Here is a 14,722-nt window from a genome sequence, read left to right on the forward strand (position 1 = left end):
ATTTTTAAGTTATCAGATACTTGCTTGATTTGTTACCTAGATATTCCTTGAGGTAAGTTACATGAAACTTGAGAAATTTCACTGGTTTCAAATGGCCTTTCAGTTAAAAGGTTCAGTTATCGCATCAATTTATCCGCGTGTTTTGTGGTGTGCCTTCTTTGGATTTATTATTTCTATTCTTGACTATTTTGGCTTACCTGTATCTCATCCTATGCTAGGAACTGTAATTCCTAGTCTTGTTTTAGGTTTATTATTGGTTTTTCGGACAAATACTGCTTACGAGCGTTTTTGGGAAGGTAGAAGATGCTGGGGAAACTTGGTTAATACCACTAGGAATTTAGCCCGCCAAATTTGGGTATCTGTTGATGAAATAACTCCAGAAGATAGAGAACAAAAAGTTTCTGTATTAAAGCTTTTAGTTGTTTTTGCCGTCACCACTAAGTTACATTTGCGTGATGAAAAAGTAAATAGCGAACTAAAAGAATTATTACCAGATGCTAAGTATGATAAATTATCTACTATGAATAATCCACCTTTAGAGGTGGCTTTTTGGATTAGTGACTATTTACAAAAGCAACATGATCGCAACTGTTTAAATATACATCAACTAATAAATCTGCAAGAATTATTAAATATACTTGTAGATAACTTAGGTTCTTGCGAACGCATTTTAAGAACCCCAATGCCTCTAGCTTATGCGATTCATCTTAAGCAACTGTTATTATTATATTGTTGCTTGTTACCCTTTCAAATAGTAGATGATTTGCAATGGGGGACAGGATTTGTGGTTGGTTTAATTAGTTTTACATTATTAGGCATTGAAGCCATTGGTCTGGAAATTGAAAACCCCTTTGGCTATGATGAAAATGACTTACCCCTAGATGCGATTTGCAACACCATGAAACGCAACATTGATGATTTAATTAGTCTGCCGCCTAATGTGCGATCGCATCCAGACAACATCACAAATTAATTTAAACGTCTGATTCCCTGTTCCAAACCTTGGCAAACACCTGTGAGAAAATCTAAATCTAGACTGGCAATATTATCACTAGGCTTGTGATAATTGGGATTCCGTAAAAATGCCGTATCTGTCACCATAATTGCTGGATAGCCCAAATCCCAAAAAGGTGCATGATCACTAAGTCTGGTTTGAGGTACGATTAAGCCTCGGTTGGGTACTGGTAGCCACTGACTGGGTAAACCGACTTTCCGAATACTCCGACTGAGACTGATTAAATCCCGAATTGTCCGCAAATTCCCAATGAAAGCAATAAAATCACCTTGATTGGGATAAAATTTCTCCAATGGACGGGGATAAGCCTGAGAACCTGGGGTAGAGTTGCAATAACCCAGCATTTCCAGCGATATCATTAAGCGGAGTTGTTGCTGTTGTTGATGCAATAAACCTGCATATTCAGCACTGCCTAGTAAGCCATATTCTTCCATATCAAAAGCTACTAGGCGCAAAGGATATTTAACAGGTTCCACCGCAAATTTTCGAGCTAATTCTAATAACACCGCTACACCTGTAGCATTATCATCCGCCCCTGGTGTTCCCGGTACAGCATCGTAGTGCGCCCCAATCAAAATTGGGGGTAAATCTTGATGCTTCCCTGTTTTTTGACTTGATAAATTTAAAATTAGGTTGTTGCAGCTTTTCCCTCTCACTTTAAAGGTGTGGATTTCCACACTTCCCCATTGCGCTAATTCTTGCAGAATGTATTCTTGGACAAAAAAATGTCCTGCTGTTGCGAAGAAAGGATCGCGTTCTCTAGCGATTTCATGCAAGTGAATTCGTAATTGTTCTTGTAAATTCAAAGCTTGTAAGTATTCTGCAAATAAACTTCTGATTGTCAGGAGTAAGTCAAAAACCAATTCAAAAAGGGTGGATTACCCAACTTAAAGCACTGATAAAGTAGAGTTTTTCGACTATGGAGATTTAGAGCTACTTAGACATACTCAGCATTGTGAATGCTATCCTAGTTTTGCAACTAGCTCCTTAACCTTAAATTTATTCAACTTTTGCCTTAGTTGACTATTATACCATTGAGGTGTTTTCCACTAATAGCTTCGTGCTATTGGTAGTCCTGGCCAATCATAATAAATTAATAGATATAAGACACACTAGGAGAAGAGTAACGCATGGGCAAGGTAGTCGGCATCGACTTGGGTACAACCAACTCAGTAGTCGCCGTGATGGAGGGTGGCAAGCCGGTGGTGATTGCCAATGCAGAAGGAATGCGAACAACACCCTCCGTAGTTGGTTTCAGCAAAGATGGCGAAAGAGTGGTTGGGCAAATGGCACGGCGGCAAACCGTCCTCAACCCACAAAATACTTTTTTTGCAGTCAAACGCTTCATTGGGCGGAAGTATGGTGAACTCAGCCCAGATTCTAAGCGTGTACCATATACTATCCGCAAAGACGAAATCGGGAATATCAAAATTGCCTGTCCCCGCCTGAGTAAAGATTTTGCCCCCGAAGAAGTTTCGGCAATGGTACTCAAGAAATTAGCCGATGATGCCAGTCGTTATTTAGGGGAACCAGTGACAGGCGCAGTTCTGACAGTTCCCGCTTATTTTAACGATTCTCAAAGACAAGCAACTCGTGATGCAGGGAGAATTGCCGGCTTAGAAGTGTTGCGAATTCTCAACGAACCCACCGCTGCTTCCTTAGCTTATGGTTTAGATCGTGGTGACACCGAAACCATTTTAGTATTTGACTTGGGTGGGGGGACTTTTGACGTATCAATTTTAGACGTTGGCGATGGGGTATTTGAAGTTAAAGCCACCAGTGGTGATACCCAGCTGGGTGGGAATGACTTTGATAAAAAGATAGTTGATTGGTTGGCAGAGCAATTTTTAGAAACTGAAGGTGTAGACTTAAGACGCGATCGCCAAGCTCTACAACGATTAATGGAAGCAGCAGAAAAAGCTAAAATTGAATTATCTGCTGTGAGCATCACCGATATCAATTTGCCCTTCATCACCGCCACAGAAGACGGGCCAAAACATATCGAAACTCGCCTGACGCGTTCTCAATTTGAAGGTTTGTGTAGTGATTTAGTCGGACGTGTCCGCACACCAGTCAAACGGGCATTAAAAGATGCTGGACTCAGACCAGAAGATATCGAAGAAGTTGTGTTAGTTGGCGGTTCGACAAGAATGCCAATGGTAAAGCAACTAGTCCGTGACTTAATTGGTATTGAACCCAACGAAAACGTTAACCCTGATGAAGTCGTTGCAGTTGGCGCAGCCATTCAAGCAGGTATCCTTGCAGGTGAACTGAAGGATTTGCTGTTATTGGATGTCACACCTTTATCTTTGGGACTGGAAACCATTGGCGGCGTGATGAAGAAACTCATTCCCCGCAATACAACCATCCCCGTTCGGCGTTCGGATATCTTCTCCACTTCGGAAAATAACCAAAACACCGTGGAAATTCACGTAGTCCAAGGTGAGAGGGAAATGGCCGGAGACAACAAATCTCTGGGACGCTTCAAACTATATGGCATTCCCCCAGCGCCGCGCGGCATCCCCCAAGTCCAAGTATCATTTGATATTGATGCCAATGGGATTTTACAGGTAACAGCTTTAGATAGAACAACAGGTAGAGAACAAAGTATCACGATTCAAGGTGCTTCCACCTTAAGTGAATCAGAAATTAATAGGATGATTCAGGACGCGCAAAAATACGCTGATGTTGACCGCGAACGCAAAGAACGTGTCGAAAAGCGCACCCGTTCGGAAGCATTGATTTTACAAGCAGAACGACAACTGCGAGAAGTCGCCCTAGAATTTGGTATGCAATTTGCTCGCAGTCGTCGCCAACGCATTGATAATATTAGCCGTGAACTCAAGGAGAGTTTACAAGCAAACGACGATCGCGGCATTGATCAAGCTTACGCTGACCTGCAAGATGCCCTTTATGAACTAAATCGAGAAGTGCGTCAGTATTATGCTGAAGATGAAGACGACGACTTGTTTGGCACCATCAAAGAAATCTTTACCGGAGGCGGCGATAAAGAGCGAGAACGAGAACGGGAACGGGAACCTGATTACTACCGAGATAGCTACCGCGATCGCGATTCTTATAGCAGCAGAGACTACGGTAGAGACAATGGCAAAGATTACGGTAGAGACAGCCGTTCTTCAGCCTATGACAGTCGTCCTTCTCGCCGCACATCTCGCCCTAGTTATCAAGACAATTGGGATGAAAATGACGATGATTGGTTGTAATACTCCCCTTAGATGGCAGCAACTACCTTACTAAGGTGAGAACCTTACTAAGGTGAGAAATTTAATTCAAAATACGGATTTAGCCATTGGTGATAAGTAATAAGTAATGGGTAAATTGTATTACTGATTACTTAATAATTATTACCAACATCTAAAATCTAAAATCTAATTTAAATAACTGACTATGCAAAATTTGCAGAATTTCCGCGATTACTACGAGATTTTGGGAGTAGCTAAAGATGCCTCTAATGAAGAAATTAAAAAGAATTATCGGCGATTAGCTAGACAATATCACCCTGATTTAAATCCAGGAAATAAAACCGCCGAAGAAAAATTTAAAGACATTGGCGAAGCTTACGAAATTCTTTCCGACACAACCAAAAGAGCGCAATATGATCAATTTAGTCGCTATTGGAAAAAACAAGGCTTTGCAGGCAAAAAAACCCCAAAACCAAAAGGCTGGGCTGAAAGTCCCAGCGATCGCAGCAACGGCAATCAAACTGTAGATCCCAGTCAATTTGCTAATTTTGAAGACTTTATCAATCAAGTCGTTGGTGTGGGTAGTCGCCAAGACACGAGAAATGGTAATACGACTAAAACCGATCCGTTTCGTTCGCCAAATAGCAAAGTTCAATACACAGTTCCCAAAAATCCACCAAAAACTGCTCGTCGGGATATCGAAGCCCGATTAACCTTACCATTAGAAAAAGCTTATCAAGGTGGTAACGAGCGCATTCGATTAGAAGATGGGCGATCTCTAGAAGTAACAATGCCACCAGCTATGGTTACAGGTCAGAGTATCCGCCTGAAAAACCAAGGTATCAGCGGTGGCGATTTGTACCTAAAAATTACCGTCGAGCCACATCCTTTATTTAAACTAGAAGGCGTAAATATCGCCTGTCAAGTACCAGTCACTCCCAGTGAAGCAGTTCTTGGCGGATCTGTAGAAGCACCTACCCTCGACGGCCCTGTGAAAATGACTATCCCACCTGGTGTGAGGTCTGGTCAAAGGTTCCGCTTGGCAAATAAAGGCTATCCCACCGACAACGGTAAACGCGGCGACCAATTGGTGGAAATTCAGATAGTTACACCAAAAAATATTAGCCCTGAAGAAAAAGAACTTTACGAAAAGATCCGGCAAATTGAGACCTTTAAACCTCGCGCTGATTTACTAGGTTAAGGTTTTTTACGCATAAACCTATAAAATTTGTTGCAGTTCCTCAACGGTGTTAACAGTTTTAATTGCTTGCTGAATAGCTTTTAACTGCTGTAAATCACTGATTTGGGAAATATTTGGCATCAATTCTAAACCAGCATTGCCGAACTTAATCTCCAAGGCCAGTTCAATCCCGGCAAATAATTCCTCCCTTCGACCACGTTCTTCACCCCGCGCCTCACCCCGCGCCTCGCCTTCGCGTAAAATTTCTTGATACCAAGGTGACTCACGTAGCACAGCCATATCCCACCTCATAATTTCCTGAACTAACGCACTTTCTAAAACAAACGTAGCAAAAAAAGCTAAGACTGTTTCTAATTGGTTTAACTGTTCATCAGCACGGAGAATTTGTAATGCTTCTCGAATTATCGACTCATTCTCACCGCCTTTCAGAATCGGTACAAAGGGAAGTAGAGATGGGAGGGGTTGTTTCAAAACAATATTCACATCTACTTCCCACAAGTTAATCACTCGATAATCTTGTAATGCCCGCAATCCGGCAATCTGTGATTCAAACTTAGTAGGTATTGGTTCATTAGTAGTTTTAAGAATATTAATTAAAACAGGGTATGTTGGTAAATTATATTTTTCTTCCGCAAGGGCTGAATATGCACGCATCCGACGCGGCATTTGCGGTTGATAGCGTAATTGTAATTCGTTGAGAACAAGAAATTCTCCATAATCAGAACTGGTAGCACGGACTAAAACATCACTTTCGCGGCTGATCCATTGAAATTCAGAACTGAGAATTTCCCCTGCAACAACATCAGGTATTTGTGTTACCCATCTTACCCAGTTGTCAGGTGCAAGGCTGATTAATTTTTTAGTACTGACATCTGCGCGTTTCGTCATTGAGGTGAAGAAGTACTTAGGCAATGAAATTTATCGTACCTTGTAGATGTCATCACGATAAAAGATTCAGATGGAGTGGGAGTGAGCGGTTTACAATATTAGAAAAAACCTCAAACAGCCGTGAATCAAAATGGGGCAATGCCACAAAGTAGTGAAACTTCCTACTACTCGCTGCTAGGACTGCATCCGTCAGCATCGGTGATTGATATTCGCCGTGCCTATCGGGAACTCAGCAAGCGTTATCATCCTGACACTACAGAATTACCTGCTGTCCTTGCTATTGATAAATTTCAGCAAATTAATGAAGCTTATGCGACTTTAAGCCATCCAGAACGGCGACTCAGCTATGATTTGAAAATTGGCTATTCTCGCTTTGGTGTAATTCAAGCACCTGCGGATTTGCATCGTCCTGTGCGTTATTCTTATGATTACTCTAAATCAGCTTACCTTGATGCCAGCGATCGCCCACTTTCTTCTGGCGAAATTTTCGCTTTATTTATCCTGGGACTGACCTTTGTGGGATGTTTATTACTCGCACTTGCGATCGGATTTGCTCGTGGTGAAGCTGCTTTTCAAACTCAATCACCTCTACTTACCCCCAAAGTCGAACAGCATATTTCTGACGTATCCCAATTAACTAGTTCTGGGGAATCTCAAAACTATAACTTTTCCATATTCAAATAAACGGTTTTCCACCTCAAAATCTCAAATTCTTATGTCTATTCTGCCAGCAGATACACCTTTATATAATCATCCTCTGCCACAAATTGAGCAATGGTTAAAAGACCAAGGTTGTCAACAAGATGAAACACAACGTCATTGTTGGCGTGTGCAAAGACCCGATTGGCAAGCTGAACTTTGGCTAGATACTGAGCAAATTGTAGTTAGATATCGTGAGGCTGGAGACAATCAACAAGACATCCAACGCTCCTTCAAGTATTCTCTTAGCCGTGAAGATATAGAACAAGCCGTATTTTCTGGCCCTTAATAAAGTATGGAGTAGGAAGTATAAAAAAAGTCTGAAACTATCAAAGCTCAAAGCTCATAACTGAATTATGAAATTTATATTTCAGACTTTAAACTTCAGACTTTTCCGAATCTTCGCTCTCGTTGCTGGTAAGCACACAAAGCCCGGTGGAATTCAGTACGGTCAAAATCAGGCCAAAGAGTATCAGTAATGTACATTTCCCCATAAGCCATTTGCCACAGGAGAAAATTGGAAAGGCGCATTTCGCCGCTAGTGCGGATTAATAAATCAGGGTCATCAATTCCAGCAGTGTAAAGATGGCTTTCAAATACTGATTCATCAATTTCATCTGGTTTGAGGATACCTTGCTGAACTTTTTGGGCGATCACGCGACAAGCTTGTAAAATTTCTTGCCGTCCACCATAATTAGTAGCCACAGAAAAGCGGATACTACGATTATTCTTAGTCGCTTCCATTGAACGAGTAATTTCATCTTGGAGCGATCGCGGTAAAGCTTGCAAATTTCCCACAAACTGAATTTTCACATTTTCCTCGACCATTTCCCGCAGTTCTTGGCGTAAAACGACTTGGAATAATGTCATCAAAAAATCTACTTCTTCTTGGGGTCTTTTCCAATTTTCTGTGGAAAAAGCATAAGCTGTCAGTGCCTGGATTCCCCAGTCTTTGCAACAACGCAGCAAATCTTTCAAAGCATCAACACCACGCTTATGACCCATGATTCGCGGCAAACCTTGACGTTTAGCCCATCGACCATTGCCATCCATAATCACCGCAATGTGTTTGGGCAGTAGTTCCCGTTTCAAGTCGGGGGGTAAATATTGCAGTTCAGTTTGTTGTACAGTCATTTTTTATCTCGAGAAGCGGTCGTTCGCGTAGCGTGTCGAAGACATGGTAAACCAAGTAAACGTGAAACCAGTACCAGTGCTTTACTACCAATCTGACGCACCCAGCTTAACAGACCAGGAGCCACAGCTTCCCGATCTACCGTTGGAGATAATCGAGCCTCTAACGACTCTTTGAGCTTTCTAATGGTCAGTGGTCTATTTAGGGTTCCCCGTTCCGCTAAAGAAATAGAACCCGTTTCTTCTGATACAACTACACAAATACAATTTTCGACCCGCTCAGTAATTCCCATTGCTGCCCGATGGCGTGTACCCAGCTGGCGCGAGGCTGTGCGTCCCGAAAGTGGTAAAATTACACCTGATGATACAATTCTTGAGCCGCGAATCAAAGTCGCCCCATCATGTAACAAAGTTTTCGGCTGAAAAATTGTTTGTATGAGTTCCTTAGAAACCTCAGCATTCAGCTTAACTCCAGGCACAGAAAAATCTCGCTCGTCAATTGGGCCAGTGGTTTCCAAAATTAGCAAAGCTCCAATTCGGTTTTTTGAAAGTTCTTTAACCGCATCCACAATTTCATCAATCACACTATCAGATTTGGGGATGGACAAACTGGATGTTTGAAATAACTGGCGTATTTCTCCACGGCCTAATTGTTCCAAAAATCTCCGAAATTCTGATTGTAGAGCTACCGCCATCGCCACAGCACAACCAATCACTAATTTTTCTAGGACAAAATTTAGCAGGGGTAAGCCCAATCTACCGCTGATTGCCGATGCCAGCATTAAAATAATAAATCCTCGCACCATCCAGAGTGTCCGGCGCTCGCTAATAATAACTAGTATCATGTACGTCAGCGCCAGCACTAATACAATATCCAGAGTCCCAAGTAGCAAGGACTGCGACCATCCTAGGTTTGTCAGCCAATGCTTTGACCAATCTCTCATGACATCTGGAATGAAGTGTGAAGTGTAAAGTTATGAAGTATGAAGTATGAAGTGTGAAGTGGGAAATATAAATTTCATCCTTTAGTTTTTAACCTAGCCTGCGGCAAGTCCCTTCGGGTCTACAGCTTTCAGCCTTACTACTTCATACTTCTGACTTCATACTTCTGACTTCTTAAGTCTCTCTGGTAGACAATCTTGCCGAATCAAATCTTGATAAGTTTCGCGTTGCAAAATCAAATTTGCTTCGCCATTAGCCACTACTACTGCTGCTGGCCTGGGTAAGCGGTTGTAGTTAGATGCCATACTGTAATTGTAAGCACCAGTTGCCATAACCACTAGAATATCGCCTGGTTCAGTTTTTGGTAGTTGGGCATTCTTAATTAGGATATCTCCTGATTCGCAATGTTTACCAGCTACTGTGACTGTTTGTGTAATCGGAGCAGACATTTGATTAGCAACTATAGCCCGATAAACTGACTGGTAAGTGATTGGTCGGGGATTATCGGACATTCCACCATCAACAGATACGTAGGTACGAATTTCTGGGACTACTTTTGTTGCGCCAATTGTATAGGCAGTAACACAAGATGTCGCAATTAGCGATCGCCCTGGTTCACATAATAGCTTTGGTAAAGGGATATTTTCTGTTGCACAAGTTTCTTGAATAACTTCACAAATTATCTTTACCCAATCTTCAATACTTGGTGGATCATCTGATTCTGTATAACAAATGCCTAAACCACCACCAATATTTAGCTCGGTTAAATTTAAACCATACTTAGCTGTATCTCGAAACCATTGCACCATCACCGCTGCTAAATCTTGATGGGGTTGCAGTTCAAAAATTTGTGAACCAATATGGGCGTGCAAACCTACACAGTTTAAAGAAGGTTGCTTGCTGACAAAGGTAAATACTTCGTCTAAGTCGTTGGGGTCAAAGCCAAACTTACTATCTAAGTGTCCTGTGCGAATATATTCGTGTGTGTGGCATTCAATACCAGGAGTCAACCGCAGCATAATGCGAATCGGTTGGGTATTTTCGGTTAATTTCACCAACGTGTGTAATTCATGCCAGTTATCTACAACAATGGTGACACCTGATTCAATTGCTAAAACTAGCTCAGGTTGTGATTTATTATTGCCGTGGAGGTAGATTTTATCGGGATGAACGCCAGCACTCAAGGCTGTGTAAAGTTCACCACCAGATACTACATCTATTCCCAAACCTTCTGAGGCAGCGATCGCACAAACCGCTAGACAATTCCATGCTTTGGAAGCGTACAATACTTGAGATTCACCTTGGTAGTATTGCTCAAAAGCATCTCGGTATTGCCGACAAGCGGAACGGAGAGTTTCTTCATCTAAAATATATAAAGGCGAACCAAACTGTTGAACTAGGGTTGTGACATCACACCCACCAATTTCCAGACAGTCATCACTGTTAACTTTGGCCGTTAAAGGTAACAGTTCCTGGTTAGGCGAAATAGTTTTGTTTGGGTTGCGCTTTTGCGGCAAATACTGAACACCAGTATTTTGAACCTCAGTGGGGTGAGTCGATACCATAACTATATAGATTGTCCTTGTTTAAATTTAAGGATGTGAGGAAGTATCCCGATTCTCAGTTTACCAACTCATTGTTGAGTACTGAGTGTTGAGTTACCGAAGTTTGCCCAGAGGGAAACCCCCGCAACGGACTGGCTGCTCCTTACAACTTCTCGCTGAGTAAAAAGTACGAGAGAACTTTCGCACAGCCGGAAATTAGGCATTAAGTGAAGGTAGTTTGAAATCAACAATTTCAACTCAGCACGCTGCTCAACGCCCCGCTACCGCTCTAAGCGCAGCCATGCCCGCAGGGCTTTACAGCGCTTTCAATTTAGTACTTTGAATAAATTGTGATTTCATCAGATTTAAAATTGCGATCGCTCACAACACACGATCTTAGTAACATCCTCGAACTAGATCAAACCTGTTTTGGTGGACTTTGGACAATGGAGGGCTACCAGCGCGAGTTAGATAGTCCAAATAGTGAATTACTTGGGTTATTTTCGCCATTGTCCCCCATTAAACTTTTGGGAATGGGTTGCTTTTGGTCGATTGTAGACGAAGCCCACATTACAATTTTGGCGATTCATCCCCAATATCACCGTCAAGGTTTGGGACAGGCTTTATTGTACGCCCTCCTCAAGGCAGCTGGCGATCGCGGTTTAGAGCGAGCCACCCTCGAAGTTAGGGCTTCCAACCTGGCCGCCATATCCTTATATCAGAAATTTGGCTTTAAAACCGCTGGCCTGCGACGGCGTTATTACCAAGATAACGGCGAGGATGCTTTGATTCTTTGGCTATCGGAATTGCAATATCCCCAGTTTCAAAAGACTTTAGACACTTGGCACACCACAGTTAGCAAACAGTTGAGCCAATTCTCTTGGCAGCTGATTAATTAGTCGCAAAGAGAGGATAGGGGCTAGTATTTTTACTCAGTGCGCTCCTCAACTCTTGCTACCGTTAGCAGCACTTTTTCAACAAAGCTAATCATGAGAGAATCTCACAACCAAACATGAAAAACTTTCTTTTCTAGCCTCTCTTTTCAATCACCGGGATCAGGGACAGCAGAGGGAAGCAGAAAAACTAACGAGTAATGACAACCGAGAAAATAACAAATTTTAGGCTGATTAAATTATTAGAATATTTAATCAATATGAGTTTTTTATTTTAAATAAGAAATACTTTGAGAAAAATTTTGACTTTTGAAGTCTAACTATGCTAATAATTAGTATTTGTGACTGGTAAAAAATAATTTTAAATCGTAGCGGCTAACTATTTACAACTCAAGCTGAAAAGCTAGTAAATAAAAGCTCCTCAATCCAGTAGCCGCAACAAAATTCATCAATAGTTGACAAACTCACCCATCAATTTGAGTAGTATCTCGAATATGTCTATTATCTCTGATACAGACACCCAAAACCTTAGCCTGTGCTAAAATCAGCGTACCGGCACGACGCAGGTGATGGGAAAAATGCCATGTTTGAACGCTTCACAGAAAAAGCCATTAAGGTAATCATGCTGGCCCAAGAAGAGGCCCGCCGTTTAGGTCACAACTTTGTGGGAACCGAACAGATCCTCCTGGGTCTAATCGGGGAAGGCACAGGAGTTGCGGCCAAGGTGCTGAAATCAATGGGTGTCAATCTCAAAGATGCCCGTATTGAAGTAGAAAAAATCATAGGCCGGGGTTCAGGCTTTGTGGCCGTGGAAATTCCGTTTACGCCACGGGCAAAGCGGGTTCTGGAACTATCCCTAGAAGAAGCGCGCCAATTAGGGCATAACTACATTGGCACCGAGCATCTGCTGTTGGGCCTGATCCGGGAAGGGGAAGGTGTAGCAGCCAGGGTGCTAGAAAACCTTGGGGTGGATCTATCTAAGGTGAGAACCCAAGTCATCCGAATGCTGGGAGAAACAGCAGAGGTTTCGGCGACCGGGCAATCGGGACGCACTAAGACTCCTACCTTGGATGAATTTGGCTCGAACCTAACCCAGATGGCGACGGACAATAAACTTGATCCAGTCGTAGGACGCGCGAAAGAAATTGAGCGTGTAATTCAAATCTTGGGTCGCCGGACAAAAAATAACCCAGTGCTGATTGGTGAACCAGGGGTTGGTAAAACAGCGATCGCCGAAGGTCTGGCGAGCCGCATTGCCAACAAAGATGTCCCCGACATCCTGGAAGACAAGCGCGTAGTCACACTAGATATTGGATTGCTGGTAGCAGGAACCAAATACCGGGGTGAATTTGAAGAACGCCTGAAAAAAATCATGGACGAAATCCGTTCTGCGGGTAACGTCATTTTGGTGATTGATGAGGTACACACCCTAATTGGTGCAGGTGCAGCCGAAGGTGCGATCGACGCAGCAAATATCCTCAAGCCAGCCTTGGCCAGAGGTGAATTGCAGTGTATCGGTGCCACCACCCTCGACGAATACCGCAAACACATCGAGCGCGATGCAGCCTTAGAACGCCGCTTCCAACCAGTAATGGTGGGTGAGCCATCAGTTGATGAAACTATAGAAATATTGCATGGACTGCGCGATCGCTACGAGCAACATCACAAGTTGAAAATTTCTGATGAAGCTTTAATTGCAGCAGCGAAATTGTCTGACCGTTATATCAGCGATCGCTACTTGCCAGATAAAGCCATCGACTTGATTGATGAAGCAGGTTCGCGTGTGCGGTTAATCAACTCCCAACTGCCCCCCGCAGCCAAAGAGTTAGATAAAGAACTGCGCCAAATCTTAAAAGAAAAAGATGATGCCGTGCGTTCCCAAGACTTTGACAGAGCCGGGGAACTGCGTGATCGGGAAATGGAAATTAAAGCCGAAATTCGGGCGATCGCTCAAAGCAAAACCAACGGTGCAAGTGGTGACGGTGTAGAACCCGTTGTTACCGAAGAAGACATTGCTCACATCGTTGCTTCCTGGACAGGTGTACCAGTGAACAAGCTCACCGAGTCTGAATCCGAGAAGCTGCTGCACATGGAAGACACCTTGCATCAGCGCCTCATCGGTCAAGAAGACGCTGTGAAAGCAGTTTCACGGGCAATCCGTCGGGCGCGTGTCGGTTTGAAAAACCCCAACCGACCCATTGCCAGCTTTATCTTCTCCGGGCCAACTGGGGTAGGTAAAACTGAGTTGGCAAAATCCTTGGCTTCATACTTCTTCGGTTCCGAAGAAGCAATGATCCGCCTGGATATGTCGGAATATATGGAACGCCACACCGTCAGCAAACTAATTGGTTCGCCTCCTGGTTACGTTGGTTATAACGAAGGCGGTCAATTAACCGAAGCTGTGCGCCGTCGTCCTTATACCGTGGTGCTATTCGACGAAATCGAAAAAGCTCACCCCGATGTCTTCAATATGCTATTGCAAATTTTAGAAGACGGTCGGTTAACTGATGCTAAAGGTCGCACCGTTGACTTCAAGAATACCTTGCTGATTTTGACATCCAACATCGGTTCCAAGGTAATTGAAAAAGGCGCTTCCACCATCGGCTTCGAGTTCACCGAAGATGCAGGCGAATCGCAATATAACCGCATTAAAACTCTGGTTAACGAAGAACTCAAGCAGTACTTCCGCCCAGAATTTCTCAACCGTTTGGATGAAATTATCGTCTTCCGTCAACTCAACCGCGAAGAAGTCACCCAAATCGCCGATATCATGCTCAAAGAAGTCTTTGGTCGCCTGACAGAAAAAGGTATCACCTTAGAAGTCACCGAACGCTTCAAAGACCGCCTCATCCAAGAAGGCTACAGCCCAAGCTACGGTGCAAGACCGTTACGTCGGGCAATTATGCGCTTGTTAGAAGATAGTCTAGCAGAAGAAATTCTGTCTGGTCGCATCAAAGATGGCGATACCGCCGTTGTTGATGTCGATGAAAACGGCACTGTCCAAGTTAGTTCTCAACAGCGCCGGGAGTTGTTACCTCAAGGAATTGAGTCATAATTCACGTTTGAGATTAAGTCTCAAATAAATATTAGACAACGGTAGAGTGTTAATTGCTCTACCGTTTTTATTGTTAAACCTATAAGCTAGAGTTAAGTAAATGCAAAATTCTTCTCCCAAATGGCACCACATATACATATAGGGGAGCATC

At 43.1% G+C, this 14,722-nt stretch carries 12 protein-coding genes; 7 read left to right on the forward strand and 5 right to left on the reverse strand.

Translation table 11 applies throughout. The features are described 5' to 3' along the window. Nucleotides 1-61 precede the first annotated feature (61 nt). Nucleotides 62-973: a bestrophin family protein gene (locus NOS7107_RS02780; protein WP_015111466.1), complete on the forward strand. Its 912-nt coding sequence runs from the start codon at nt 62-64 to the stop codon at nt 971-973. Here the strand turns inward: NOS7107_RS02780 and NOS7107_RS02785 are convergent. Beyond that, entirely contained in the window at nt 970-1,821 is an 852-nt protein-coding gene (locus tag NOS7107_RS02785) for a M28 family peptidase (RefSeq protein WP_044500468.1), read from the reverse strand. The genes NOS7107_RS02780 and NOS7107_RS02785 overlap by 4 nt on opposite strands. A gap of 324 nt (nt 1,822-2,145) precedes the next feature. On the opposite strand from NOS7107_RS02785, the gene dnaK reads away from it, so the two are divergent. After that, the gene (gene dnaK, locus NOS7107_RS02790; protein ID WP_015111468.1) at nt 2,146-4,239 is read left to right on the forward strand and encodes a molecular chaperone DnaK; all 2,094 of its coding nucleotides are present in this window, start codon (nt 2,146-2,148) and stop codon (nt 4,237-4,239) included. 184 nt (nt 4,240-4,423) lie between these two features. Beyond that, complete coding sequence (locus tag NOS7107_RS02795) at nt 4,424-5,419, forward strand: DnaJ C-terminal domain-containing protein (protein ID WP_015111469.1); 996 nt, start codon at nt 4,424-4,426, stop codon at nt 5,417-5,419. An 18-nt stretch (nt 5,420-5,437) separates the two neighbouring features. On the opposite strand, the gene NOS7107_RS02800 is transcribed toward NOS7107_RS02795, so the two are convergent. Beyond that, nucleotides 5,438-6,307, reverse strand: coding sequence for a hypothetical protein (locus NOS7107_RS02800; RefSeq protein WP_015111470.1), 870 nt, complete (start codon nt 6,305-6,307; stop codon nt 5,438-5,440). Between the two features lie 138 nt (nt 6,308-6,445). Here NOS7107_RS02800 and NOS7107_RS02805 point away from each other — a divergent pair, with 138 nt between their 5' ends. Together NOS7107_RS02805 and NOS7107_RS02810 are read left to right on the forward strand one after the other, a co-directional pair. Beyond that, nucleotides 6,446-6,991 (forward strand): J domain-containing protein, encoded by a 546-nt coding sequence (locus tag NOS7107_RS02805; protein ID WP_015111471.1) that lies wholly within the window; start codon nt 6,446-6,448, stop codon nt 6,989-6,991. Nucleotides 6,992-7,022: 31 nt separating this feature from the next. Continuing rightward, nucleotides 7,023-7,295, forward strand: coding sequence for a DUF3143 domain-containing protein (locus NOS7107_RS02810; RefSeq protein WP_015111472.1), 273 nt, complete (start codon nt 7,023-7,025; stop codon nt 7,293-7,295). 95 nt (nt 7,296-7,390) lie between these two features. Here NOS7107_RS02810 and NOS7107_RS02815 read toward each other — a convergent pair whose 3' ends face one another. The 3 genes from NOS7107_RS02815 to lysA all read right to left on the reverse strand — a co-directional run bounded on the left by NOS7107_RS02815 (nt 7,391) and on the right by lysA (nt 10,644). Further along, nucleotides 7,391-8,140: an isoprenyl transferase gene (locus NOS7107_RS02815; protein WP_015111473.1), complete on the reverse strand. Its 750-nt coding sequence runs from the start codon at nt 8,138-8,140 to the stop codon at nt 7,391-7,393. Next, on the reverse strand, nt 8,137-9,081 hold the full coding sequence (gene cdaA, locus NOS7107_RS02820; RefSeq protein ID WP_015111474.1) for a diadenylate cyclase CdaA: 945 nt from the start codon (nt 9,079-9,081) through the stop codon (nt 8,137-8,139). The genes NOS7107_RS02815 and cdaA overlap by 4 nt, the downstream gene beginning before the upstream one ends. A gap of 156 nt (nt 9,082-9,237) precedes the next feature. Next, nucleotides 9,238-10,644: a diaminopimelate decarboxylase gene (gene lysA / locus NOS7107_RS02825; RefSeq protein WP_015111475.1), complete on the reverse strand. Its 1,407-nt coding sequence runs from the start codon at nt 10,642-10,644 to the stop codon at nt 9,238-9,240. Between the two features lie 329 nt (nt 10,645-10,973). Between lysA and rimI the strand changes: the two genes are divergently transcribed. Both rimI and NOS7107_RS02835 read left to right on the forward strand, forming a co-directional pair. Next, nucleotides 10,974-11,522, forward strand: coding sequence for a ribosomal protein S18-alanine N-acetyltransferase (gene rimI / locus NOS7107_RS02830; RefSeq protein ID WP_015111476.1), 549 nt, complete (start codon nt 10,974-10,976; stop codon nt 11,520-11,522). A gap of 577 nt (nt 11,523-12,099) precedes the next feature. Next, nucleotides 12,100-14,571, forward strand: a complete 2,472-nt coding sequence (locus NOS7107_RS02835; RefSeq protein ID WP_015111477.1) for an ATP-dependent Clp protease ATP-binding subunit — start codon at nt 12,100-12,102, stop codon at nt 14,569-14,571. Nucleotides 14,572-14,722 lie beyond the last annotated feature (151 nt).

Origin of the sequence: Nostoc sp. PCC 7107, assembly GCF_000316625.1 — a bacterium.
Lineage (GTDB): Bacteria > Cyanobacteriota > Cyanobacteriia > Cyanobacteriales > Nostocaceae > Nostoc_B.